General features: G+C 76.1%; 20 protein-coding genes and 1 riboswitch. Of the genes, 9 read left to right on the top strand and 11 right to left on the bottom strand.

Going from position 1 to position 23,418, the window contains the following annotated elements; all coding sequences use genetic code 11:
- Window positions 1-124: 124 nt before the first annotated feature.
- Window positions 125-1,000 carry an ABC transporter ATP-binding protein gene (locus D0Z06_RS17145; protein WP_117378767.1) on the top strand — a complete coding sequence of 292 codons (876 nt, stop codon included), beginning with the start codon at window positions 125-127 and terminating at the stop codon, window positions 998-1,000.
- Window positions 1,001-1,047: 47 nt separating this feature from the next.
- Complete coding sequence (locus tag D0Z06_RS25455; protein WP_158580016.1) at window positions 1,048-1,809, top strand: hypothetical protein; 762 nt, start codon at window positions 1,048-1,050, stop codon at window positions 1,807-1,809.
- A 51-nt stretch (window positions 1,810-1,860) separates the two neighbouring features.
- Here the strand turns inward: D0Z06_RS25455 and D0Z06_RS17135 are convergent, their stop codons facing one another.
- Complete coding sequence (locus D0Z06_RS17135) at window positions 1,861-2,508, bottom strand: aggregation-promoting factor C-terminal-like domain-containing protein (protein WP_117378766.1); 648 nt, start codon at window positions 2,506-2,508, stop codon at window positions 1,861-1,863.
- A gap of 273 nt (window positions 2,509-2,781) precedes the next feature.
- Window positions 2,782-2,939, bottom strand: a riboswitch (cyclic di-AMP (ydaO/yuaA leader).
- Between the two features lie 353 nt (window positions 2,940-3,292).
- On the opposite strand from D0Z06_RS17135, the gene D0Z06_RS17130 reads away from it, so the two are divergent.
- Window positions 3,293-4,411 (top strand): alkene reductase, encoded by a 1,119-nt coding sequence (locus D0Z06_RS17130; protein ID WP_233517762.1) that lies wholly within the window; start codon window positions 3,293-3,295, stop codon window positions 4,409-4,411.
- An 84-nt stretch (window positions 4,412-4,495) separates the two neighbouring features.
- Here the strand turns inward: D0Z06_RS17130 and D0Z06_RS17125 are convergent, their stop codons facing one another.
- The 5 genes from D0Z06_RS17125 to D0Z06_RS17105 all read right to left on the bottom strand — a co-directional run bounded on the left by D0Z06_RS17125 (window position 4,496) and on the right by D0Z06_RS17105 (window position 10,544).
- Window positions 4,496-5,173, bottom strand: coding sequence for a CoxG family protein (locus D0Z06_RS17125; RefSeq protein ID WP_117378765.1), 678 nt, complete (start codon window positions 5,171-5,173; stop codon window positions 4,496-4,498).
- Window positions 5,170-7,587, bottom strand: a complete 2,418-nt coding sequence (gene cutA / locus D0Z06_RS17120) for an aerobic carbon-monoxide dehydrogenase large subunit (protein WP_117378764.1) — start codon at window positions 7,585-7,587, stop codon at window positions 5,170-5,172. Before cutA ends, D0Z06_RS17125 begins: the two co-directional genes overlap by 4 nt.
- 97 nt (window positions 7,588-7,684) lie before the next feature.
- Window positions 7,685-8,203, bottom strand: a complete 519-nt coding sequence (locus D0Z06_RS17115; RefSeq protein ID WP_117378763.1) for a (2Fe-2S)-binding protein — start codon at window positions 8,201-8,203, stop codon at window positions 7,685-7,687.
- Window positions 8,200-9,072, bottom strand: a complete 873-nt coding sequence (locus D0Z06_RS17110; RefSeq protein WP_117378762.1) for an FAD binding domain-containing protein — start codon at window positions 9,070-9,072, stop codon at window positions 8,200-8,202. Before D0Z06_RS17110 ends, D0Z06_RS17115 begins: the two co-directional genes overlap by 4 nt.
- On the bottom strand, window positions 9,069-10,544 hold the full coding sequence (locus tag D0Z06_RS17105) for a uracil-xanthine permease family protein (RefSeq protein WP_117378761.1): 1,476 nt from the start codon (window positions 10,542-10,544) through the stop codon (window positions 9,069-9,071). Before D0Z06_RS17105 ends, D0Z06_RS17110 begins: the two co-directional genes overlap by 4 nt.
- Before the next feature lie 163 nt (window positions 10,545-10,707).
- On the opposite strand from D0Z06_RS17105, the gene D0Z06_RS17100 reads away from it, so the two are divergent.
- Together D0Z06_RS17100 and D0Z06_RS17095 are read left to right on the top strand one after the other, a co-directional pair.
- Complete coding sequence (locus tag D0Z06_RS17100; protein WP_233517761.1) at window positions 10,708-12,213, top strand: FdrA family protein; 1,506 nt, start codon at window positions 10,708-10,710, stop codon at window positions 12,211-12,213.
- A complete protein-coding gene (locus D0Z06_RS17095; protein WP_233517760.1) occupies window positions 12,210-13,625 on the top strand; it encodes a YlbE family protein in 1,416 nt (471 codons plus the stop codon). The genes D0Z06_RS17100 and D0Z06_RS17095 overlap by 4 nt, the downstream gene beginning before the upstream one ends.
- Before the next feature lie 149 nt (window positions 13,626-13,774).
- On the opposite strand, the gene D0Z06_RS17090 is transcribed toward D0Z06_RS17095, so the two are convergent.
- Complete coding sequence (locus tag D0Z06_RS17090) at window positions 13,775-14,587, bottom strand: mycofactocin-coupled SDR family oxidoreductase (protein WP_117378760.1); 813 nt, start codon at window positions 14,585-14,587, stop codon at window positions 13,775-13,777.
- A 74-nt stretch (window positions 14,588-14,661) separates the two neighbouring features.
- Here D0Z06_RS17090 and D0Z06_RS25885 point away from each other — a divergent pair, with 74 nt between their 5' ends.
- Together D0Z06_RS25885 and D0Z06_RS17080 are read left to right on the top strand one after the other, a co-directional pair.
- Window positions 14,662-15,231, top strand: coding sequence for a TetR family transcriptional regulator (locus D0Z06_RS25885; RefSeq protein WP_117378759.1), 570 nt, complete (start codon window positions 14,662-14,664; stop codon window positions 15,229-15,231).
- Between the two features lie 101 nt (window positions 15,232-15,332).
- On the top strand, window positions 15,333-15,599 hold the full coding sequence (locus D0Z06_RS17080; protein ID WP_117378828.1) for a hypothetical protein: 267 nt from the start codon (window positions 15,333-15,335) through the stop codon (window positions 15,597-15,599).
- 9 nt (window positions 15,600-15,608) lie between these two features.
- On the opposite strand, the gene D0Z06_RS17075 is transcribed toward D0Z06_RS17080, so the two are convergent.
- From D0Z06_RS17075 to D0Z06_RS17060, 4 genes are all read right to left on the bottom strand, one after another.
- Window positions 15,609-16,709, bottom strand: a complete 1,101-nt coding sequence (locus D0Z06_RS17075; RefSeq protein ID WP_233517759.1) for a PP2C family protein-serine/threonine phosphatase — start codon at window positions 16,707-16,709, stop codon at window positions 15,609-15,611.
- A gap of 179 nt (window positions 16,710-16,888) precedes the next feature.
- Window positions 16,889-17,992: a barbiturase gene (gene bar, locus D0Z06_RS17070; protein WP_117378758.1), complete on the bottom strand. Its 1,104-nt coding sequence runs from the start codon at window positions 17,990-17,992 to the stop codon at window positions 16,889-16,891.
- Between the two features lie 87 nt (window positions 17,993-18,079).
- Complete coding sequence (locus D0Z06_RS17065) at window positions 18,080-19,033, bottom strand: carbamate kinase (protein ID WP_117378757.1); 954 nt, start codon at window positions 19,031-19,033, stop codon at window positions 18,080-18,082.
- Between the two features lie 94 nt (window positions 19,034-19,127).
- A complete protein-coding gene (locus D0Z06_RS17060; protein WP_233517758.1) occupies window positions 19,128-19,991 on the bottom strand; it encodes a PHP domain-containing protein in 864 nt (287 codons plus the stop codon).
- Window positions 19,992-20,052: 61 nt separating this feature from the next.
- Between D0Z06_RS17060 and D0Z06_RS17055 the strand changes: the two genes are divergently transcribed.
- Window positions 20,053-22,317 carry a RecQ family ATP-dependent DNA helicase gene (locus D0Z06_RS17055; RefSeq protein ID WP_117378755.1) on the top strand — a complete coding sequence of 755 codons (2,265 nt, stop codon included), beginning with the start codon at window positions 20,053-20,055 and terminating at the stop codon, window positions 22,315-22,317.
- Window positions 22,318-22,368: 51 nt separating this feature from the next.
- The gene (locus D0Z06_RS17050; protein ID WP_117378754.1) at window positions 22,369-22,995 is read left to right on the top strand and encodes an alpha-ketoglutarate-dependent dioxygenase AlkB; all 627 of its coding nucleotides are present in this window, start codon (window positions 22,369-22,371) and stop codon (window positions 22,993-22,995) included.
- The last annotated feature ends 423 nt before the right edge of the window (window positions 22,996-23,418 follow it).

Below are 23,418 nucleotides of genomic sequence, written 5' to 3'. Positions count from 1 at the left end.
TCCACTTCCGGATGACGGCTGCGCGACTCCTGGTGACCCCGGTCCTGACCGCCCGGCCGACGCGGGGACCGGCCGCCTCGCGACAGGCTCCTCCCCGGAACGAGAACCCCGAGGAGGAACCCCGATGATCGAGGTCAGCGGCCTGACCAAGCAGTACGGCGAGCGCACCGTCGTCGCCGACGTGTCCTTCACCCTGGAGCCGGGCACGGTCACCGGCTTCCTCGGCCCGAACGGGGCCGGCAAGACCACGACGATGCGGATGATGACCGGCCTGGTCCCGGCCACCTCCGGCACCGCCCTGGTCGACGGCCGGCCCTACCCCGAGCTGCCCAACCCCGGCGCCGTCGTGGGCACCCTGCTCGACGCCTCGGCCGTGCACCCCGGCCGCACCGGGCGGACGCACCTGCGGCTGCTGGCCGCCGCGATCGGCGTCCCGGCCGACCGGGTCGACGAGGTGCTGGACCTGGTCGGGCTGGCCGACGCCGGGCGCCGCCGGGTCGGCGGCTACTCCCTCGGCATGCGGCAGCGGCTCGGCATCGCCGGCGCGCTGCTGGCCGACCCGCCGGTGCTGGTCTTCGACGAGCCGGCCAACGGCCTGGACCCCGAGGGGATCCGCTGGATGCGCGACCTGCTGCGCGAGCACGCCGCCCGCGGCGGGACGGTGCTGCTCTCCAGCCACCTCCTGGGCGAGGTCGAGCACACCGTGGACCGGCTCCTGGTCATCGGCGGGGGCCGGGTCGTGGCGGACGGCTCCGTCACCGAGCTGCTCGGTGCCGACGGGACCGTCGTCCGCGCCGAGCGCCCGGCCGACCTGCGGTCGCTGCTCGAGGCCCGCGGGCACGCCGTCACCGCCGAGCCCGACGGCCGGCTGACCGTCGCCGGCGCGACCCCCGCGCAGGTGGGCGCGGTCGCCGCCTCCGCCGGCCTCGCCCTGGTCGACCTGCGCCCCGCGCAGCACGGCCTCGAGGACCTGTTCCTCCAGCTGACCGCGGCCGCCTGAGCCGGCCGCCGCCCGATCCCGACCACCTCTGACCCCAGGAGCACCCCGTGACCGCCGTCCTCACCCCCCCGTCCACCGCGCACCGCCCGGCCGTCCGCGCCGGCGCCGCCGGTCCCGCCACCCTCGTGGGCCTCGAGGTCCGCAAGTCCCTGTCCACCCGGTCCGGCCGGTCGCTCGCCGTGGCCGCCGCGCTGCTGCCCCCCGCGGGCGCGGCACTGGCCTCGGCCGTCAGCGAGGACCCGCTCCTCGCGGTCGCGTCGCCGCTGGCGATGATGGGCATGCTCACCGCGCTGGTGCTGCTGGCCCTCGGCGTGCTCTCCACCGCCGGGGAGTGGACCCACCGCACCGTGCAGACGACGTTCCTGCTCACCCCGCAGCGGGGGCGGGTGCTCGCCGCCAAGGCGGCCTCCGTGGCCCTGCTCGGCGCCGGGCTGGCCGCCGTCTCGGCCGCCACCTCCGCCGCTGTCCTGGCCGTGTTCGAGCCGACCGCGGCCTGGGACGGCGTCGGCCGGGTGCTGGCCGTGGCCGTCGTCTCCGGCGCGGCGTTCGCCGTCACCGGGGCCGGCATCGGCGCCGCGGTCGCCAACGCGCCCGCCGCCCTGACCGGCACCTACCTCGTGGTGCTGGGGGTGCTGCCCGTCGTGCAGGCCTTCCGCCCCGAGATCACCGAGAGGCTCGACCCGACCGCGGCGGTCCTGCGGCTGGCGGAGACCGGGTCGGGGGCCACGCCGGCGCTGGTCCTCACCGGGTGGGTCGTCGTCGCCACCGTCGCCGGGGCGGTGGTCACCCGCCGCCGAGCGGTGGCCTGACGACCGGGCCGAGGGCCCTCCCCGGCCGGGGAGGGCCCTCGGTCGTGCCGGTCAGTACCAGTTGTTGGCCTGGAAGTGGCCCCAGGCCGCGCAGGCGCTGCCGTAGCGGTTCTCGATGTAGATCAGACCCGCGTCGATCTGCCGGTACGGGTCCGACGTCTTGGCGATGCCGGTGCCGGCCCAGGTCGAGTCGAGGAACTGGGCGATGCCGTACGCGGTGCTGGTCGGGTTCTGCGCGTCCGGGTTCCAGCTGCTCTCCCGCTCCCACAGCTGCTCCAGGCAGGAGAACTGCGTGGCGTCGCCGCCGAGCGCCGACAGCGCGTAGTCCTTGTAGGCCTGCTCCGTGCCGCCCGCCGGAGCCGGCGCCGGGGCCGGGGCCGGGGCGGGGGCCGGGGCAGGAGCCGGCGCGGGCGCCGGGGCCGGTGCCGGGGCCGGGGCGGGTGCCGGTGCGGCGGCCGGCTCCGCGCCGCCGCGCCAGCTCCCCCGGTCGCCGTCCCGGTCCTGGGACCAGCCGCCGCGGTCGTCGCCGGGGGCGGCCTGAGCGGCCGACTGGCCGGCGAAGGTGACGGCCAGGGACAGGGCGCCGACCGCGGTCAGCAGGCGCAGGGCCCGGCGGCCGTGCGACCGCCGGGTCGCGTCGGTGGTGTCGTGCTGGGTGGTGTCGTGCTGGGTGGTGTCGTGCTGGGTGGTGTCGTGCATCGGAGAGGTCTCCTGGGTGTGCGGGTGACCGGGCGCGCCCGTCGGAGGGCGCCCCGGCGCAGGACAGGGCAACGCGGCACGAGGCCTGGGCGGGCAGGGGTCAGCAGCCGGCGCGCGGCACCTCCGGAGCGCGGAACGGCTCCGGCGCGGCGCGCAGGGGCGCCTGTGGCTCGGTGCAGCGGGGCGGCTGGGCCTGCTGGATGGGCAGCCGGGAGCGCGACGGGCCCGGACTGCGGCGCCGCGGGCCTCTGAGGGCCCCGGGCGGGTGACTCTCCGTTCTCCCCTGGCCGCCTACCAGGTCAGCTGACGGGTTCGGGCTGGGAGTGCCCTACCCACCCCCGAGCGGGCTCGGGGGTGGGACTCACCCCGGTGGTGCAGGTGGGTCCCCGGCTCGCCCCACCGTGGTGGGTGCGACTCGGCGGCACCCGGCGCGGCCTCCCCGGCTGGGGAGGTGACGACCGGCCGGACGCAGTCACGCTAGGGGCGTGACCCCCCCGTGACAATCGCGGCGACCGGGTCCGCGGGGGCGCCGTCCGCCGCCTCGGCGGCCCTCCCGGGCCGGCCCGGGAGGGGCACCGCCGCGCCGACCAGCGCGGGTCCGCCGTCCCGCCCGGCGCCGCTCGGCGCAACCGGCCGGCGCCGGGCGGGCAGCCGCACCGCGTGTCGGCGACGGGCAGCGACGCCGCGGCCACGTCCGCGCGCCGGCGGGCACGCCGGACGTGCCGGTGCCCCGGCGTCGACCGGCCGGGCCGGGGCCCGCGCGTGATGCCGGTCGCGGTGCGGAATGGCCGGCCCCCCCCGGGACGTCGGCACCCCCGTGGACCTCTTCTCCCCCGTGACCCTGGGCGACCTCGAGCTCGCCAACCGCGTCGTCATGGCGCCGCTGACCCGGATGCGCTCGGGCGCCTCCGGCGTGCCCGGCGACCTCGTCGTCGAGCACTACCGGCAGCGCGCCGGCGTGGGGCTGGTCGTCACCGAGGGCACCTACCCGAACCGCGAGGGCCAGGCCTTCGTCGGCCAGCCCGGCATCGTCACCGGCGATCAGGTCGCCGGCTGGCGGCGGGTCGCCGACGCGGTGCACGCCCGTGGCGGCCGGGTCGTCCTGCAGGTGATGCACGGCGGCCGGGTCACCCACCCCGACGTCAACGGCGGGCGGCGCGTGGTGGCCCCCAGCGCGATCGCCATCGACGGCGCGGGGCACACCGAGAAGGGAAAGCAGCTCTACCCGGTGCCGCACGCCCTGACCGTCGAGGAGGCGCGGGGGACCGTGGCCGACTTCGTCGCCGCGTCCCGCCGGGCGGTCGAGGCCGGGCTGGACGGCGTGGAGGTCCACGGCGCCAACGGCTACCTGCTGCACGAGTTCCTGTCCCCGGCGGCCAACGTGCGCACCGACGAGTACGGGGGGTCACCGGAGAACCGCGCCCGCTTCGTCGTCCAGGTGGTGACGGCGGTGGCCGCGGCGATCGGCGCCGGCCGCGTCGGCCTGCGCATCTCGCCGGAGCACGGCATCCAGGACGCCCTCGAGACCGACCGGGACGACGTCCGGGCCACCTACGGCGCGCTGCTCGACCAGCTGCGCCCGCTGGGCCTGGCCTACCTGTCGGTGCTGCACCGCGAGCCCGCGGGCGACCTGGTGCAGGAGTTGCGCCGCCGCTTCGGCGGGCCGCTGGTGGTCAACAGCGGCTTCGGCTCGGTCACGACCCGCGCGGAGGCGGTGGCGCTGGTCGAGGCCGCGCACGCCGACGCCGTCGCCGTGGGCCGCCCGGTGATCGCCAACCCGGACCTCGTCGAGCGGTGGGCGGGCGAGCACCCGGAGAACGAGCCGCGGCCGCACCTGTTCTACAGCCCCGGCGCCGAGGGTTACACCGACTACCCGGCGCTGCAGGACCGCCGGGCCGGCTGACGCGGCGCCCCGCACGCCCGCGCCGGATGCGGCTGCGGGCCCCCTCCCGGGTCCGGGAGGGGCCCGCAGCGGCGGCTGCGCGGCTCAGGGACGGCGGCCGAGGCGGTAGCCGACCAGCACGCCGATCAGGGTGAGCGCGGCGCCGCCCACCGCCCCGAGGGCGAGGGTGCGCACCTCGCCGCCGACCGCCGCCGGGGCCGCGGCCGCGCGCCCGGCGAAGACCTGCGGCGCGGCGGCGGCCGCCTCGGGCGCCGCCACCCCCGTCTCGCTGACCGCGGCGGCCGACGGGCGCGGCTCGGCCGGGGCGGCGACCGGGGCGGCCCGCCCGGTCAGCTCGTCGTCGATCGCGGAGAAGAACTGGCCGGCCATGCGCTTGGCGACGCCGGTCATCATCCGCTGGCCCACGCCGGCCACCGGGCCGCCCACGACGGCATCGGCGGAGTAGGTCAGCGTCGTCGTCCCGCCGTCGGCCGGCTCCAGCCCGATGGTGACCGTGGCCCGGGCGTTGCCCGGGGCGCCGGCGCCGGAGGCGTGCATGACGTAGGACTTCGGGTGGTCCTTGTCCGACAGCCGCACCTCGCCGGCGTAGGTGCCGCGCACGGCGCCGACGCCGACCGAGACGTTCATCCGGTAGCTGTCCTCGCCGGTCTGCTCCAGCGACTCGCAGCCGGGGATCGTGCGGGCGAGCACCGCCGGGTCGGTGATGACCGACCAGACCCGCTCGGGGTCGGCGTGCAGCACGGCTGAGCCGTCGAGGTTCACGCGGGCACTCCTGTCCTGCGGGCCGCCTGCGCGGTCCGCTCCGTCGTCTCGTCGCGCACGAGGTCGTAGAGCTGGGTGGGGGACAGCGGCATCGCCGCGATGCGCCGGCCGGTGGCGTCCTCGAGCGCCGAGGCGATCGCCGCCGTCCCGGGGATGACGCCGGCCTCGCCGGCCCCCTTGATGCCCAGCGGGTTGAGCGGCGAGGGCGTCTCCTGGTGGTCGATCACCACGTCGGGGACCTCGCTGGCGTAGGGCATGAGGAAGTCCATGAACGAGGCGTTCTGCAGCTGCCCGTCGGCGTCGTAGGCCATCCGCTCGTAGAGCGCCCCGCCGACGCCCTGCGCGACGCCGCCGTGCACCTGCCCCTCGACGATCATCGGGTTCACCACGTTGCCGCAGTCGTGCACGACCGCGTAGGTGACGACGTCGATCTCCCAGGTCGCCGGGTCGATCTCCACCACCGCGGCGTGCGCGCCGGAGGCGAAGGTGGAGCGGACGGGGGAGTAGTAGTCGCGGTGCTCCAGCCCCGGGGCGTCCCCCTCGGCCACGGGCGGCCTGGAGTCGTCGGCCGGGCCGGCGAACTGGGTGGCCTGGCGGGCGGCCTCGTCGAAGGCGTACCGCAGCGGGTTGGAGAGGACGGCGACCGTGCGCAGGGGGATCGACGCGCCCGGCGTCCCCTTGACCTGCACCACGCCCTCGTCGATCTCCAGGTCCTGCGGGTCGACCTCGAGGGCGTCGGCGGCGATCCGCAGCGCCTTCGCGCGCACCCCGCGGGCGGCCAGGGCCACCGCGTTGCCGCTCATGACCGCCGCGCGGGAGGCGAAGGTGCCCACCGCGTAGCCGAAGCGGCGGGTGTCGCCGGTGGTGACCTCGACGTCCTCGATCGGGACGCCGAGCTCGGAGGCGACGATCTGCGCGAACACCGTCTCGTGGCCCTGCCCCTGGCTGGTCAGGCCGGTGGAGACCAGCACCTTGCCGCTGCCGAGCACCTGGACGTGCCCGCCCTCGTAGGGGCCGGGGCCGGTGCCCTCGACGTAGAGGGCCATGCCCGCGCCGAGCAGCTTCCCGCGCCGCTCGGCGTCGCGGCGGCGCTCCTCCACCGCGTCCCAGCCGACGAGGTCCTTGAGCTTGGTCAGCAGGCCGGGGTAGTCCCCGGAGTCGTAGATGACCGGCCGGCCGTCCTGGAACGTCAGGCGGTGGTCGTAGGGGAACTGGTCGGGCCGGATGAGGTTCCGCTCCCGGACGACGGCGCGGTCCAGGCCGAGGGCGTCGGCGATGCGGTCCATCGTCCGCTCCATGGCGTAGCAGCCCTGCGGCCGGCCGGCGCCGCGGTAGGGGGTCACGATGACCGTGTTGGTGTAGACGCTCTCCACGACCACCCGGTAGACGGGCAGGTCGTACGGGCCGACCAGCTGGGTGGCGGTCACGATCGGCACGATGATCCCGTAGGGCGTGTAGGCCCCGTTGTCGTGCCAGATGTGCACGTCGAGCGCGGTGACCCGGCCCTCGTCGTCGTACCCGACGGTGATCTCCTGGCGCTGCTGGCGCTCGTGCGCCGAGGAGATGAAGTGCTCGCGGCGGTCCTCGGCCCACTTGACCTCGCGGCCCAGCGCGATCGCGGCCATCGGCACCAGCAGCTCCTCCGGCCACGGGTGCACGATCTTCACGCCGAAACCGCCGCCGACGTCGGGGGCGACGACCTCGACCGCGTCGAGGGAGAGCTCCAGCTTCGCCGCGATCGCCGCGCGCACCGAGGTGGACGCCTGGGTGCTGGTGTGCACCCGCAGCGACGAGTCGTCGGGGTCCCAGCGGGCGTGCACGCCCTTGCCCTCCAGCGGCATGCAGGCGCTGCGCTCGATGTACTGGGTGAAGGAGAGGGTGTGCGGGCTGGCCGCCAGCGCCGGCTCGACGTCCCCGGTCTCCTGGTGGTGCCGGGCGGCGACGTTGCCGGGGATCTCCTCGTGGACGGCGTGCTCCGCGGCGCGGGCGGCGTCCACCCCCACGACCGCGGGCAGCTCCTCGTAGGAGACGACGATGCGGTCGCAGGCGTCCTCGGCGACGTACCGGTCGGTGGCCACCACCATGACCACCGGCTCGCCGACGTGGTTGACCTCCCCGTTGGCCAGCGGGTAGCCGGTGCGCGGCGCGTGCAGCTGCGGGTGCGGGATGAGCACCGGCAGCGGCTCGGCCAGCGGGCCGGTGAGGTCCTCGTAGGTGTAGATCGCGACCAGGCCCTCGACGTCCAGGGCGGCGTCGACGTCGATGCCGGTGATGCGGGCGTGCGCGTGCGGGCTGCGCACGAAGGCCGCGGCCAGCGCGCCGGCGCCGATGTCGTCCAGGTACCGCCCCCGGCCGGTGATCAGCCGGGCGTCCTCCCGGCGGCGGACCGGCTCACCGAAGAGCTTGGTGGTCACCGTCGTCCCCCCGCAGGCAGAGGCATGGGGTGCCTTCCCCTCGTATCGGAGCCCGCGACATGGGCACGGCTTCCTTGTCCGCGGCCTGCGGGGGCGGTCACCGGGCGTCCCGCATGGCCGCGTCGGCGTGGTGCACGGCCTTCTTGATGTTGGCGTAGCCGGTGCAGCGGCAGAGGTTGCCGCCGACGATCTCCTCGACCTCCTCGTCGGTGATCGGCCCGTCGGCGTCGCGCGCCTCCAGGCCGGCGGCGATGGTCACCAGGAAGCCCGGGGTGCAGAACCCGCACTGCAGGGCGTGGCACTCGCGGAAGGCCTCCTGGACCGGGTGCAGCACCTGCCCGCCCTGCTGGTCCTCGCGGGCCAGCCCCTCCACGGTGGTGACCGAGGCGCCGTCGACCTGCACGGCCAGCAGCAGGCAGGAGCGCACGGGCGCCCCGTCGACCAGCACGGTGCAGGCCCCGCAGACCCCGTGCTCGCAGCCCACGTGGGTGCCGGTCAGCCCGAGGTCGTGGCGCAGCGCGTCGGAGAGCAACCGGCGGACCGGGACGGTGGCCTGCCGCGGGACCCCGTTCACGGTGACGGTGATGGTGCGTTCGGCGTCGACGGACGTGGTCATGCCACCTTCCCCAGTGCCTCCGCGGCGGCGGAGGCGAGCGTGCGTTCGGTCAGGACGCCGACCAGCAGCCGGCGGTAGTCGGCGCTGGCGTGGATGTCGCCGTCGGGTTCGACGAGGGAGCGGGCCAGTGCCCCGGCGGCGGCCCAGTCGGCCTCCTCCGCGGGGGCCCCGGCGACGGCGTCGGTGAGGTCGTGCACCTCGGGCACCAGGCCCACGGAGACGTAGGCGGCGCGGGCGGCGCTCACGCGGCGGTCCGCGTCGAGGGTGACGACGACGCCGGCGCCGCAGACGGCGTAGTCGCCCTTGCGCCGGGCGACCTCGGCGAAGGCGGTCCCCGACCGCTCCGGGAGGGCGGGGAAGAAGGCGGAGGTGACCACGGCGGGGCCGGTCACCGACGTCTCGAGCGGCCCGACGAACAGGTCGCGCCAGCCGACCGTGCCGGTGCCCTCCGGCGTCGCGACGGTCACCGAGCCGTCGGTGAGGGCGAGGACGGAGGTCATCTCGCCGGAGGGGTCGGCGTGGGCGATGGAGCCGACGGTCGTCCCGCGGTTGCGGATCGCGGGGTGGGCGACGTTCGCCGTCGCCCGGGCCAGCAGCGGCTGGACCCGGGCGGCGGCGGCGTCGCGGAGCAGCGCGTCGTGCCGGACGAGCGCCCCCACCCGCACGCCGTCCCCGGTCGCCTCGACGGCGTCCAGGCCGGGCACCCGGTTGATGTCCACGAGCACGGCCGGCGCGGCCAGCCGCATGGACAGCAGCGGGAGCAGCGACTGGCCGCCGGCGAGCACCTTGGCGCCCTCCTCGGCGGAGAGCACGGCCAGGGCCTCGTCGAGGGACCGGGGGTCGGCGTAGCGGAAGGGGGCGGGTTTCACTTGTGGAACATGTCCTTCCCAGGGGTCCGGGAACCGGTGACGCCGGGGCGGCCGACCTGGTCGACCGACGACGGGTCGGGGCTGACCTCGTCGCCGTGCACGTGGCCGAAGGTGGTGCCCGCAGCCGGGTGGGCGCCCTCGCGGGTGAGCGCGGCCTTCATGTCCGCGGGCGCCAGCACGCGGGCCAGGTGCCAGGCGGCGACCGCCACGATGGAGCCCAGCGCGATGCCGGTCAGCGAGAACTCGTCGGAGAAGGTCAGGGTCACGTTGCCGATGCCGATGATGATCCCCGCGGCCAGCGGCACGAGGTTGATCGGGTTGGCGAAGTCGACCCGGTTCTCCTTCCAGATCTTCGCGCCGAGCAGGCCGATCATGCCGTAGAGGACGACGGTGATCCCGCCGAGCACCCCGCCCGGGACGATGCTGATCAGCGCGCCGAACTTGGGGATCAGGCCCAGCGCGATCGCCACGAGCGCGGCCACGTAGTACGCCGCCGTCGAGTACACCCGCGTGGCGGCCATGACGCCGATGTTCTCGGCGTAGGTGGTCGTGGGCGAGCCGCCGACCGAGGTGGCGACCACGGTGGCGATGCCGTCACCCATGATCGCCCGGCCCATCACCGGGTCCAGGTCGCGCTTGGTCATCTCGGCGACCGCCTTGACGTGCCCGGCGTTCTCGGCGACCAGGGCGATCACGGCGGGGATGACCAGCAGGCTGTAGTTCAGCGAGAACGTCGGGAAGGTGAACTCGGGGAGGCCGAACCAGTCGGCCGCGCCGACCGCGCTGAAGTCGATCCGGTCCCGGGTGGAGACCTCGCCGGTCCCGTCCGGGGAGGTGATCGGGCCGCCCAGGGTGTCCCACAGCGTCGAGATCAGGTAGCCGAAGACCAGGCCGAGAAGGATGGAGATGCGGGCGAGGAAGCCGCGCAGCGCCAGCGAGGCCACGATGACGAAGGTCATCGTGGCCAGCGCGACCCACTGGTCCTGCGGCCAGTAGATGCCCGCGGCGACCGGGGCCAGGTTGAAGCCGATCAGCATGACCACCGCGCCGGTGACGGCCGGCGGCAGCACCTTGTTGATCACACCGAGGCCGGCGAAGTGGATGACCAGGCCGACCAGCGCGAGCACGACGCCGGCGACCAGCAGCGCGCCCACGACGTCGGAGGAGTCACCCCCGGTGGCGCGGATCGCCGCGACCCCGCCCACGAAGGCGGCGCTGGTGCCCAGGTAGCTGGGCACCCGGTTCTTGACGATCAGCAGGAAGATGATCGTCGCGACGCCGCTCATCATGATCGCGAGGTTCGGGTCGAGCCCCATGATGAGCGGGAAGACGAAGGTCGCACCGAACATGGCGACCACGTGCTGCGCCCCGATGCCTGCCGTGCGGGGCCACGACAGGCGCTCGTCGGGCGCGACGGCCTCGCCCAGCGGCGGGGTCTTGCCGTCCCCGTAGAGCTTCCAGCCGAACGCCATCCAGGCCTCCTCGTGTCCTGCGCCGACCCGGCCGGACGGGCCCGCCGCGGCCGGAGAGGCGCCAATCTGTCACGCGTCCCGGAGCCTCCGGAAGTACCTCACCGCTAAATCTTCACCGACCTGATACCTCACCGCTGAGGCAGTTTCCCGGTACGGTCGCCCGGTGAGCTCCGCACCTCCCGGCAGCGCGGCCCGGCACGTCACCCTCCGCAGCGGCGTCTACGCCGACTCGGTGAAGCTGATGCAGGTCAGCCGCGACATCGGTGCCCGCGAGGGCGTCTCCGCCGTCCTCGTCGCCATGGCCACCCCGCTCAACCTGGACCTGGCCGGCGCCATGGGGCTCGCCCCCGACGGCGACGCCTCGCCCGACCAGCTGCTCGTCGCCGTCGAGGCCGTGGACGAGGAGGTCCTGGCCGGCGCGGTCGCCGCCGTCGACGCCGCCCTGGCCGCCCGCGAGCGCGCCGGCACGAGCGCCGACGCCGTCCCGGCCCGGACCACGCACGCCGGCCTGGACGCGCTGGCCGGCGGCGGCCCGGTGCTGGCGATCGTGAGCGTCCCGGGGCAGTTCGCGGCGCTGGAGGCGGCCGACGCCATCGCCGCCGGCCGCAGCGTGCTGGTCTTCTCCGACGGGGTCCCGGTCGAGCAGGAGGTGGCCCTCAAGCGCGCCGCGCACGCCGCCGGGGTGCTGGTCATGGGCCCCGACTGCGGGACGGCGGTGGTCTCCGGCGTCGCCCTCGGCTTCGCCAACGTGGTCCGCCGGGGGCCGGTGGGCCTGGTCGCCGCGTCGGGCACCGGCGCGCAGCAGGTCTCCTGCCTGCTCGACATGGCCGGCGTCGGGGTCTCCCACGTGCTCGGCGTCGGGGGCCGCGACCTGTCCGAGGCCGTCGGGGGCCTGGCCACGCTCGACGCGCTGGCGGCGCTGGACGCCGACCCGGCCACCGAGCGGGTGCTGCTGGTCTCCAAGCCCCCGGCGCCGTCCGTGGCCGCGGCGGTCGCCGAGGCGGCCGGCCGGCTGTCGGTGCCGGTGCGCTCGGCCGCGCTGTCGCCGGAGACCCCCGACCTCACCGCCGCGGTGGAGGCCCTGCTGGGCGACCTGGGCGTCGCCGTCCCCGCCTGGCCGTCCCGCCCCGGCGACGGCACGCGGGCCGCGCCCGGTGCCGCCCTCAAGGGGCTGTACTCCGGCGGCACCCTCGCCGACGAGGCGATGCTGGTCGCCGCCCCCGCGCTCGGGGACATCCGCTCCAACACCCCGCTGCGGCCCGAGCTGGACCTGGGAACGGACCTGTCCGCCCCCGGGCACGTGGTGGTCGACTTCGGGGACGACGCCCTGACGGTGGGCCGCGCCCACCCGATGATCGACCCGACCCTGCGGCTGGAGGCCCTGGCCGGGGTCGCCGCGGGGGAGGAGCCGGCGGTCGTGCTGCTCGACGTCGTCCTCGGGTACGGGGCCGACGCCGACCCCGCGGCCGCCCTCGTGCCCGCCCTGCGGGCCGCCCGGGAGACCTCGGCGCACCCGCTGCCGGTGGTCGTCGCGCTGGTCGGCACCGAGGCCGACCCGCAGGGCTGGACCCGGCAGGCCGACGCCCTGGCCGCCGCGGGCGCCGCCGTCTTCGCCTCCAACGCCGCGGCCACGCGGCACGCCCTCGAGCTCCTGGGAGCCGCCTCGTGAGCCTGTCGGACCTGCTCTCCGCCGCCCCCACCGTGGTCGCGGCCGGCGTCGACGTCTTCTCCGGCGCCCTGCGCGCCCAGGGCGCCGAGGTGCACGACGTCGACTGGCGCCCGCCGGGCCTCGGCGACCCCGCCGACCTGGCCGCGCTCGCCCTCGACCCGCGCCGGGCCGTCGCCAACCGCACCGCGGTCGAGCGCCTGGTGGCCGCCGGCTCGCAGCTGGTCGACGTCCGCCCCGCCCGCGAGGTGCTCGACCTGCCCGACCGCACCCTGCTGCACTCCGGGCCGCCGCTGACCTGGGAGACGGCCTCCGGCCCGATGCGCGGGGCGCTCGTCGGCGCCTGCCTGTTCGAGGGCTGGGCCGGCACGGTCGAGGAGGCCGAGCGGCTGCTCGCGGCGGGGGAGATCGCCCTCGACCCGTGCCACCACCACCGCACGGTCGGCCCCATGGCCGGGGTGACCAGCCCGTCGATGTGGATGTGGTGCCTGGCCGACCCCGTGCACGGCGGGCAGGCCTTCTGCAACCTCAACGAGGGCCTGGGCAAGGTGCTCCGGATGGGTGCCTACGGCGACGAGGTGCTCACCCGGCTGCGGTGGATGCGCGACGTGCTCGGCCCCGTGCTGGCCGCCGCGGTGCGGTCGATGGCCGAGCCGCTGGACGTCAAGGCCGTGCTCGCGCAGATGCTGCAGATGGGCGACGAGGGGCACAACCGCAACCGGGCCGGCTCGCTGATGACCCTGCGCGAGCTGTCCCCGGCGGTCGTGGCCGTCGACGCGCCGTCGTCCGACATCGCCGCGGTGCTGCGCTTCATCGGCGGCAACGAGCACTTCTTCCTCAACCTGGGGATGCCGACGGCGAAGCTCGCGCTCGACGCCGTCGGCTCGATCCCCGGGTCGACGGTGGTCACCGTGATGTCCCGCAACGGCACCGAGTTCGGCATCCGCACCGCCGGCACCGGCGACCGCTGGTTCACCGGCCCGGCGCAGACCCCGGTCGGCCTGTTCCTCGGCGACTTCGGGCCCGAGGACGCCAACCCCGACATCGGCGACTCGGCGATCATGGAGACCTACGGGGTGGGCGGGTTCTGCATGGCCGCGGCGCCGGCCATCGTCCGGTTCGTCGGCGGCTCGGTGCCCGACGCGCTGGCCACCACCGAGCGGATGTACCAGCTGACGCTGACCGAGAACCCGGCGATGCAGGTGCCGATCCTCGGCTTCCGCGGCGCGCCCACCGGCATCGACGTCCTCTCCGTGGCCCGCACCGGCTGGCTGCCGCAGATCAACACCGGCATGGCCGGGCGGGTGGCCGGCACCGGGCAGGTGGGCGCCGGGCTCGTGCAGCCGCCGCGGGAGTGCTTCGAGACCGCGCTCACCGCGCTGGCCGAGGAGGCGCGGGGCGCCGCCGCGGCCTGACCCGCCGCGCGCGGGGCCAGCCGAGGCGCCACCGGAGGCCGCTGCCGGTCGAGTGCGACGAACCCGGGGTGATCGGCTCCCGAGGACCACGAGTTCGTCGCACTCGACCGCCAACCGGCGCGACCCCGCCCCCGGCCGGCGCGGGCGGGTCAGCGGGCGAGGGTGCCGAGGTCCACGGGCAGCGCGACGCCGGTGACGTGCCGGGCGTCGTCGGAGGCCAGCCAGGCGACCGCGGCCGCCATGTCCTCCGGCTGGGACACCTGGTCGGGCAGCGTCTGCATGAAGATCGGCCCCAGCGTCGGGGCGTAGCGATCCATCAGCGGCTGCATGTCGGGGACGGTCATGCCGGTGGCCACCCCGTGCGGGTGCAGCGTGTTGACCCGGATGCCGTGCTGCCCCAGCTCGTTGGCCATGGTGCGGGCCAGGCCGACGACGCCGTGCTTGCTGGCCGCGTAGTGCCCGAGGAAGGGCAGCCCGCGCAGCCCCGCCACCGAGCTGGTGATGATGATCGACCCGCCGGTGCCCTGCTCCAGCAGGACCGGCACGGTCGCCTTCGCGGTGTGGAAGACCCCGGTCAGGTTCGTGTCGATCGTCTCCTGCCACTGCTCGAGCGAGATCTCCCACGACAGGGCCGCCGAGCAGATGCCCGCGTTGGCGACCACGACGTCGAGCCGGCCGAGCTCGGCCACCCCGTCGGCGACCACCGCGGACAGGGCCGCGAAGTCCCGGACGTCGGCCTCGCGGGCGACGATCCGCCGGTCCTGGGCCTCGACCAGCCGGACGGTCTCGGCGAGGTCCTCGGCGGTCGGTCCCGCGTAGGCCGTCGTGCGGGCGTCGGCGTTCACGTCGAGGGCGATGACGTCGGCCCCCTCGGCGGCGAGCCGGACGGCGTGCGCGCGGCCCTGGCCGCGGGCGGCACCGGTGATGAGGGCGACCTTGCCCTCGAGTCGGCGGGTGGTCATGCCGGTCTCCTCTCGTTGCACTGAGTGCAGCGGACCCTAGGGTCCGGGTGCCGCCCGCCGCTACCCTGGGTCGCGTGGGGGAGCGGTCCGTGCGGGAGGAGCGCCGCCGGGGGAGCCGGCGCGCGCTGCAGGCCGCGGCCCTGGACCTCGTCGGGCGGCGCGGCTTCGCCGCGGTGACCGTCGACGACATCGCCGCAGCTGCCGGGGTCTCCCGGCGGACGTTCTTCAACCACTTCCCGACCAAGGCCGCGGCGCTCTTCGACCCCGATCCGGACGACGCGCGGCGGCTGGCCGACCTCCTCGCGGCGGCGGACGGGGCCGGCGACCCCTGGGCCGCCCTCGCCGCGGTCTGCCGCGAGTACCTCACGGCCCACACCGCGACCCTCGCGCTCCGGCGCCGGCTGGCCGAGGACCCCGAGCTGGCCGCCTACCAGCAGGCCGCCTACGGGCACGTCGGGACGGCGCTCACCGCGTGGGTGCACCGCCAGCGGCCCGACGACCCGCTCGCGGCCGCGCTGCTGGCCGCCGCGGCCACCGGCGTCCTCGGGGCGGCCTTCGCCACCTGGCGTCCCGACGACGACCCCGGCGGGTTCCTCGACCTGGTCGGCCGCGGCTTCGCCCTGGTGTCGGTCGCCCCCGGCTGACGCGCCGGGCCCGGCCCCCCGCCCCGGCGTCCGGGGCCGTTACCGCGCCCCCGGCCCGGGTAGAGCGGCGGGCGAGGGTGCACGCCGACGGAGGGATCGCCATGGCCCGCTGCGAGGTCTGCGGCAACGACTACCGGCTCAGCTTCGAGGTGCACGCCGCCGGCGCGGTGCACACCTTCGACAGCTTCGAGTGCGCCATCCACGCGCTTGCGCCGGTGTGCGAGAACTGCGGGGTGAGGGTGGTGGGGCACGGCGTGGAGGCCGACGGCACGTTCTACTGCTGCGCCTCCTGCGCCCGCGCGGACGGCCGCTCGGGCAGCGCGGCCGACCTGGTCGACCACGCGGGCCGGGCGCCGGACGAGCGGTAGCCCGGGCGGTCAGCGGCCGTCGGGCACCCGCACGGCGAGCAGGGCCACGTCGTCGTCGACCCGCCCGCCGATCGCCTCGAGCAGCCCGTCGCACAGCTCGTCGAGCGAGCGGGAGGCGCGCCCCTCGAGCGTGCCGGTCAGCCAGGCCAGGCCCGCGTCGATCGGCGCGCCGCGGCGCTCGACGAGGCCGTCGGTGAAGAACAGCACGGTGTCGCCGGGGCAGAGGTCCTGCGCGTGGTCGTGGCGGGCGGCGCCCGCGGCCAGCCCGAGCAGCAGGTCGGGTACCCGCTCGAGCAGCTCCGCCCGGCCGTCGGCCCGCAGCAGCACGGGGGGCGGGTGCCCGGCGTTGGACCAGCGGAGCCGGGCCGTGGGGCCGTCGTCCCCCGGGTGCGGGCGCAGGTCCACCGTGGCGACGACGCAGGTGATCAGCGTCGGCACGCCGACGACGGCGAACGCCCGGTCCAGCGCCGACAGCAGCGAGGCGGGGGACCCGTCGGCGGACTGGGCGACGGCCCGGAGCATCCCCCGGGCCTGGGCCATCGTCGCCGCCGCGGAGGGCCCGTGGCCGGCGACGTCCCCGATGACCAGCACGGTCCGGCCCTCGGGGTCGGGGAAGGCGTCGTACCAGTCCCCGCCGACCTGCGCGTGCCGGCTGGCCGGCAGGTAGCGCACCGCCGACGCCCACGGCTCGACCTGCGGCGGCGGGCCCAGCAGGTCCCGCTGCAGGTCCTCGGCCAGCTGGACGACCGCGGTCGTCCGGGCGGCCTCGGCGCTGAGCCGGGCGACGTCCTCCTCGCGGCGCAGCCGCAGCGTGCTCGCCGCGACCGCGAGCGCGCCCCCGAGGGCCACGGCGAAGAGCCGGACCACCTGGACGTCGATGTCGCGCCGGTCGTACTGCCCGTCGTAGACGCCGAGCAGCGCCGCGGTCACCAGTGCGAGGACGGCGTAGGCCAGGGTCGCCCGCCGGCCCAGGCTGGTGGCGGCCACGACCGGCGTGATGACGACCAGGCTGAGCAGCACCCGGTCGGGCCCGGCGAGCAGGTCGGCGCCCGCGAACAGGACGAGCACCACCAGGGGCAGTGCGTGCGCCCAGCGCCTCGACCTGATCACCGTCGGGCTCCTCGTCCGGCCGGCCCCGCCGCCGGGACCGTCGGGCGATCAACCTAGAGGACGGCCGGCGCGGATCGCCGTCACCGGGCCCGCGCGCCGGTGGGACCGGCGCGCCCGGCGGTCAGGGCGTCGTCGCCGGCCGGCGACGACCCCCCGACCGCGGCGGGAGGACCGGTGGATCAGGCCTGCACGATGGCGGCGACCGGGCCGCCGCCGGAGGGGCCCTGGTGCACGGCGGCGACGGAGACGAAGACCGCCGGGTCGCCGGTGACCGAGGCGGTCACGCCGCCGACGCAGGCCTTGATCTGGCGGTGCCAGTGGACGTCGGAGTCGTCGAGCATCGCGTTGCGCCGGCCGCGCACCGCCCCGGACGGGTCGGCCTCGCACTTGAGGAAGACGTTGACCAGCCGGCCCCCGAGGTCGCTGTGGTGCGGCCGTTCGGGCAGCTCCAGGCCGGCGTCGCGGATGGCCGCCCAGATGCCGTCCTGGTCGAGGGCGTCCTGCATCACCGAGTGGCCGATCCGGTAGGAGCCGCCGTGCCCGCGGGCGTTGCCGACCACGACGATCTGCGCCTGGTCGAGCTCCACCCCCGAGGAGCAGGAGGCCACCGAGGAGAACAGCGAGAGGTCGTGCATGACGTCCTCGTCCCCCGGCATGTCGATCTCGCCGAGCGCGACGGCGATGCCGAGCGCGGTGGTGGCGTTGGAGAGGTCCATCGACTCGTGGGTGTGCTCGGTCCACACCGTCTTCCCGCGGGACTTGGCGTCGCGGATGGTGTCGATGGTCAGCAGCGGGGTCTTGGTCTGCACGTAGTGGACGTCGGCGGGGTCGTCGATGCCGGCCTCGGCCATCGCCTGCTTCACCCCGGCGGCGACCTTCTCGATCATGGCGACCCGGCCGATGTCCTCGGGCAGGATCTGCTCGCTCATCGCGAAGCCGACGGTCAGGCGCGGCTCGTCGGTCTTCTCGACCGCGTCCTCGGGCAGGGTGGCGAAGACCGTCGCGTGCGGGCTGATGACGCCGTCCGTGCCGCCGGACCAGACGATCGGCACGCCCTTGACCTCCTCGGCCGAGCGCGTCCCCCTCGCCACGAGCACCTCGCGGAAGGCGCGGTCGGCGATGATCCGGGTGTAGTCGTTGACGCCGCCGTTGCCCTCGGTCTTGCCGATGACGGCGATGACCCGGTCGGCCTCGAGGACGCCGTCGTCGATGAGCTTCGCGAGCTCGGAGGCGTCGCTGACGGAGTGCAGCGGGATCTTGCGGACCTCGATCGGTGCGGGCACGGGACACTACTCCTTCGTTCCGGGGTCGGCCCTCCTGCCGGGCCCCGCCGCGAGCGTGCGAGCGGTGGGGGCAGGGGGGCCTTCTCTTCAGTTGGCGGTCAGGACGGTGCCGGCGTCGTCCTCGGTGACGGCGTCGGCGATGTGCTGCAGCGAGGTGATGACGGCGCGGCCGCCGCCACCCTCCACGAACCCCAGGGCGGCCTCGACCTTCGGGCCCATCGAGCCGCGCGCGAACTCGCCGGCCGCGGCGTGCGCGCGCAGCTCCGCGGTGGTCACCCGGCCCAGCGGCCGGGCCGCGGGGGTGCCGAAGCCGACCATCACGTGCGGGACGTCGGTGGCGATGACGAGGGTGTCGGCGCCGAGCTCGCGGGCCAGCAGCGCCGCGGTGAGGTCCTTGTCGATGACCGCCTCCACCCCGCGCAGCGCGCCGCCGGGCCCGTCCGGGACGACCGGCACGCCGCCGCCGCCGGCGCACACGACGACGAAGCCGGCCGCGGCCAGGGCGGCGATGGCCGGGACGTCGACCACCGAGCGCGGCACCGGCGAGGCGACCACCCGGCGCCAGCCCCGCTCGCCCCGGTCCTCCCAGGTCTGGCCGTGCGCGATGAACAGCTCGGCCCGCTCGCGGGGCAGGTGGCGGCCGACCGGCTTCGACGGCTCGGCGAAGTGCGGGTCGTCCGGGTCCACGAGGGTGCGGGTCACGAGGCCGGCGGTGCGCTGCGGCAGGCCGCGGGCGGCGAGGGCGGCGTCGAGCTCGTCGGCCAGCGTGAACCCGATGGTGGCCTGCGTCTGGGCGACGCACCAGTCCAGGGGCACCGGCGGGACCTCGTGGGCGGCCAGCTCGTTCTTCACCAGCAGGTTCCCCACCTGGGGCCCGTTGCCGTGGGTGAGGACGACGTCGGCCCCGGTGGCGACCACCGCGGCGACGTGGGTGGCGGCCACCGCGAGGGCGCGCTGCTGGGCCGCCGGGGTCGCCGAGCCGTCGGGTCCGGTCATCGCGTTGCCGCCGAGGGCGATCACGACGCGGCGGGAGGTGGGCACCGGCCGACCCTAGCCCGAACTGTCTTAGCGGTGAAGTAGTCGGTGCGAGACGACCGGTGGGCGCCCGCTCGGCCGGCACCGGCGCGGTGCGCCGTCAGCGGCGCCAGAAGTCGAAGGCGTCCCGACCCGGGCGGAAGCCGGCGGCCTCCACGACGTCCACGGCGAGGTCGAAGTGCTGGCCGACCGCCGCCGGCTGGTGCGCGTCGCTGCCGAAGCTGACCGCCTCCCCGCCCTCCTCGTGGAACCAGCGCACCTGGTCCACCGACGCCAGCGGGCTGGTCGTGTTGACCTCCAGCGCCCGCCCGGTGCCGGCCAGCGCCCGGAACACCGCGCGGTACTCCTCCTCGAAGTCCTTCTCCTGGTAGGCGTCGGGCCCGCCCGGCCAGTAGCGGCGGGGGAAGTCCACGTGCGCCAGCACCTGGAAGACGTCGCTGCTCTCCACCATGTCGACGACCTCGGCGAGGTAGCGCCGCATCGTCGGGTCGGGGTCCGGGTACAGCATCCGGCCCACCCTGTGCAGCCGGCCGCCCTCGCCGAGCGAGTGCAGCGAGCCGAGCACCCGGTCGACGGGGGCGTCGCGCAGGTGCGCGGCGACGCTGGCGGCGAACAGGTGCGGCTCACCGGTCTCCACGCCCGACCAGATGCGCAGCTGCGGGAAGCGCTCGCGGCACTCCTCCAGCTCGGCCCAGTAGCCCTCGACGTCGATGGGCAGGTGCCGGGAGGCGTGCCGGTCGACCAGCCCCTCGGCGGTCGCCCGGTCCTCCGGGGACCAGGTGGTGAAGTCCAGGTGCTCGGTGAAGGCGATGGCCGGCAGCCCCCGGGCGACCGCGCGCTCGCAGGCGCGCACCATCGTCGCCGAGTCGGGGGTGTCCCAGGACCACCGGGTGTGCACGTGGTTGTCGGGGGGCGGCACGCGGATCGGCACGAAGGGCGGCATCGTCCCCGGATCCTCCTCCATCGTCCCCAGCATGCGCGCCCCGGGACGCCCCTGTCGGTCCCGGTCCCTACTGTCGGGGGCCATGAGCACCGCAGCGCCGCCGTCCGACCTCGACGTCGAGGCCCTCGGGGTGCTGCGCGAGCTGACCGGCCGCCCCGACGCGGTCTTCCGCGAGGGGCAGGACGCCGCCGTCTCTGCGCTGGTCGAGCGGTCCGAGCGGGCCCTGGTGGTGCAGCGCACCGGCTGGGGCAAGTCGGCGGTCTACTTCGTCTCCACCGCGCTGCTGCGCCGGCGGGGCCGCGGGCCCACCCTCCTGGTCAGCCCGCTCCTCGCGCTGATGCGCGACCAGGTGGCCGCGGCCGCGCGGGCCGGCATCCGCGCGGTGGAGATCTCCAGCGCCAACGCCACGGAGTGGGACGACGTCGCCGCGGCGCTGGCCGCGGACGAGGTCGACGTGCTGCTGGTCTCCCCGGAACGGCTCACCAACCCGCGTTTCCGCGAGGAGCAGCTGCCGGGGCTGGTCCAGCGCTGCGGCCTGCTCGTCGTCGACGAGGCGCACTGCGTCTCCGACTGGGGCCACGACTTCCGCCCGGACTACCGCCGCATCCGCGACCTGCTCGGCTCCCTCCCGGCCGGGACCCCCGTCCTGGCCACCACCGCGACGGCGAACGAGCGGGTGGTGGCCGACGTGGCCGAGCAGCTCGGGGCCGGCGGCGTGGGCGTCACGACGGTGCGCGGCGCCCTGGCCCGCGACTCGCTGCGGCTCGGCGTCCTCCGGCTGCCCACCGACCGCGCGCGGCTGGCCTGGTTGGCCGCCCACCTCGGCGACCTCCCGGGCAGCGGGATCGTCTACACGCTGACCGTCTCCGCCGCGGAGGAGACCGCGGCGCTGCTCCGGGACGCCGGCCACGAGGTGCGCGCCTACACCGGCCGGCTGGACGACGCCGACCGGCGCGAGGCGGAGGAGGCGCTCCGGGAGAACCGGGTCAAGGCGCTGGTGGCCACCTCGGCGCTCGGGATGGGCTTCGACAAGCCCGACCTCGGGTTCGTCGTCCACCTGGGGGCGCCGTCCTCCCCGGTCAGCTACTACCAGCAGGTCGGCCGCGCCGGCCGCGCCGTCGAGCACGCCGACGTGCTGCTGCTCCCGGGCCCGGAGGACCTCGCGATCTGGCAGTGGTTCGCCACCTCGTCCATGCCGCGGGAGGACCACGCCGCCGCGGTGCTGACCGCGATGTCCGACGGGAGGGCCTGGTCGGTGGCCCGGCTGGAGACGGTGGCCGACGTCCGCCGGTCCCGGCTGGAGCTGCTGCTCAAGGTCCTCGCCGTCGACGGCGCGGTCGAGCGGGTCCAGGGCGGCTGGCACGCCACCGGCCGGCCGTGGGTCTACGACGCCGACCGGTACGCCCGGGTGACCCGCACCCGGGAGGCCGAGCAGCGGGCGATGATCGCCTACGCCCGCCCGGTCGACGAGGCGCGCTGCCGCATGGCCTTCCTGCAGGAGGCCCTGGACGACCCGACCGCCGCGCCCTGCGGCCGCTGCGACGTCTGCGCCGGCCCCTGGTACGCCACCGAGGTGCCCGCCGCGGCGGCCGAGGCGGCGTCGGCCGTGCTCGACCGCCCCGGCGTGGAGCTGGCCCCGAGGGCCCAGTGGCCGACCGGCGCCGACCGGCTCGGGGTGGAGGTGAAGGGCAAGATCGCCCCGGGCGAGCAGCTCGACCCGGGCCGGGCCGTCGCCCGGCTGACCGACCTGGGCTGGGGGCAGAAGCTGCGCGACCTCCTGGGGGACGACGGCGTGGGCGGCACGGTGACGCTCGACCTGGAGGCGCCCGGCATCGAGGAGGACCCGGACGCCGCCTTCGACCAGCAGGGCACTGCTGCTCCCCGCGCCGCGCATGCTCGGCGCGGGTCCCTGCAGCGGGGCCACGACGCGCCGCCGGACGACGAGCTGCTGCGGGCCTGCGCGCGGGTGCTGGGCGCCTGGGACTGGGCGGAGCGGCCGGCGGCGGTGGTGGCGGTGCCCTCCCGCCGCCGGCCCCGGCTGGTCACCGGTGCGGCCGAGGGGCTGGCCCGGCTCGGCCGGCTCCCCTACCTCGGCGAGCTCTCCCTGGCGCACGGCGGCCCCACCGGTGGCCCGGGCGGCAACAGCGCCTTCCGGCTCGCCGGGGTCTGGCAGCGGATCGTGGTCGGCCCGGAGCTGCGGTCGCGGTTGGCGGAGCTGGGGCCGGTGCCGGTGCTGCTCGTCGACGACCTGGCCGACTCCCGCTGGACCATGACGGTGGCCGGGCGGGAGCTGCGACTGGCCGGGGCGTCCCGGGTGCTGCCGTTCGCGCTGGCGCTCACCGCCTGACCGAAACCCCACGAACTCGTACACACGTTCGATACCGCGTACCCTCGGCGCATGGCCCTCGCGCACCAGCCGTCGATCTGGGACCTCGCCGAGGAAGCGGTGCTCACCTCCCTGCGCCCCGCGCGGCACGCGCTGGCGCGGGGGGCCTGGGTGGACCACCAGCCGGGCTGGGTCACCGGCTCCGACGCCGTCCTCGAGGTGCTCCTCGGCGACATCGGCTGGCGGGCCGACCGCCGGCAGATGTACGAGCGGGAGGTCGCGGTGCCCCGCCTGCTGCGCTGGTACGGCGGCGGGGAGGCGCTGCCGCACCCGCTGCTGACCCGGGCGCGGGAGGCGCTCAGCGCCCGGTACGCCGAGGAGCTGGGCGAGCCGTTCGTCACCGCCGGGATGTGCCTGTACCGCGACGGGCGGGACAGCGTGGCCTGGCACGGGGACCGCATCGGCCGGGGGCGCAGCGCGGACACGGTGGTGGCCATCGTCTCCTTCGGCTCGCCGCGCCCGCTCCTGCTGCGGCCGGCCGGCGGCGGGGGCGAGAGCCTGCGGTTCCCGCTGGGGCACGGCGACCTGGTCGTGATGGGCGGGTCCTGCCAGCGCACCTGGGAGCACTGCATCCCCAAGACCGCGAAGCCCGTCGGCCCACGGGTCAGCGTCCAGTTCCGCCCCCGCGGCGTCGCCTGAGGTGCCGTGCGGGGGCGTGCACCCCTCGTGGGTGGCGCCCCGCTCCGGTCGGCGTCGCTCGCGGGTACCCCGGCGCGCGGCGGACCGGCGGTCCCGGCGCCCGCGGGGGCCTCCGGGACCCCCCGTGCACGGCCTCCGGAGGGCGTGTATGGTCCTTCCTGCACCGAGCGAGAACAGACCGGGCCGCAGGGCCCGGGAAACCGCCGGCCGAACCCCTGAGGTTCGACTGCTGCGGAGCACGGTGTACAGTGGGGAAACCGCCGCGAACAATGGCCCGTGAAACGGCCGGAAGACGCGCGCGTCCGCTCCTTGAGAACTCAACAGCGTGCCGAAAGTCAGTGCCAAGTAACAACCCCTTTGTGGGTTCCTTTGGTTGAGAGTTGTATCGAGAGCGTCCAGTTCTCGGTTCTCGGCCGGGTTTCG

It is taken from the genome of Geodermatophilus marinus (assembly GCF_003428645.1).
GTDB lineage: Bacteria > Actinomycetota > Actinomycetes > Mycobacteriales > Geodermatophilaceae > Geodermatophilus.
The sequence above is the reverse complement of the archived record's forward strand: the minus strand, read 5'-3'. Positions and strand labels throughout refer to the sequence as shown.

Excerpts from the sequence above, each read along its gene's own strand:
- D0Z06_RS17145 (WP_117378767.1), top strand. The coding sequence starts at position 125 with ATGATCGAGGTCAGCGGCCTGACCAAGCAGTACGGCGAGCGCACCGTC.
- D0Z06_RS17135 (WP_117378766.1), bottom strand. The coding sequence starts at position 2,508 with ATGCACGACACCACCCAGCACGACACCACCCAGCACGACACCACCCAG.
- D0Z06_RS17130 (WP_233517762.1), top strand. The coding sequence starts at position 3,293 with ATGGCCGGCCCCCCCCGGGACGTCGGCACCCCCGTGGACCTCTTCTCC.
- D0Z06_RS17115 (WP_117378763.1), bottom strand. The coding sequence starts at position 8,203 with ATGACCACGTCCGTCGACGCCGAACGCACCATCACCGTCACCGTGAAC.
- D0Z06_RS17105 (WP_117378761.1), bottom strand. The coding sequence starts at position 10,544 with ATGGCGTTCGGCTGGAAGCTCTACGGGGACGGCAAGACCCCGCCGCTG.
- D0Z06_RS17090 (WP_117378760.1), bottom strand. The coding sequence starts at position 14,587 with ATGACCACCCGCCGACTCGAGGGCAAGGTCGCCCTCATCACCGGTGCC.
- D0Z06_RS17080 (WP_117378828.1), top strand. The coding sequence starts at position 15,333 with ATGGCCCGCTGCGAGGTCTGCGGCAACGACTACCGGCTCAGCTTCGAG.
- D0Z06_RS17060 (WP_233517758.1), bottom strand. The coding sequence starts at position 19,991 with ATGGAGGAGGATCCGGGGACGATGCCGCCCTTCGTGCCGATCCGCGTG.
- D0Z06_RS17055 (WP_117378755.1), top strand. The coding sequence starts at position 20,053 with ATGAGCACCGCAGCGCCGCCGTCCGACCTCGACGTCGAGGCCCTCGGG.
- D0Z06_RS17050 (WP_117378754.1), top strand. The coding sequence starts at position 22,369 with ATGGCCCTCGCGCACCAGCCGTCGATCTGGGACCTCGCCGAGGAAGCG.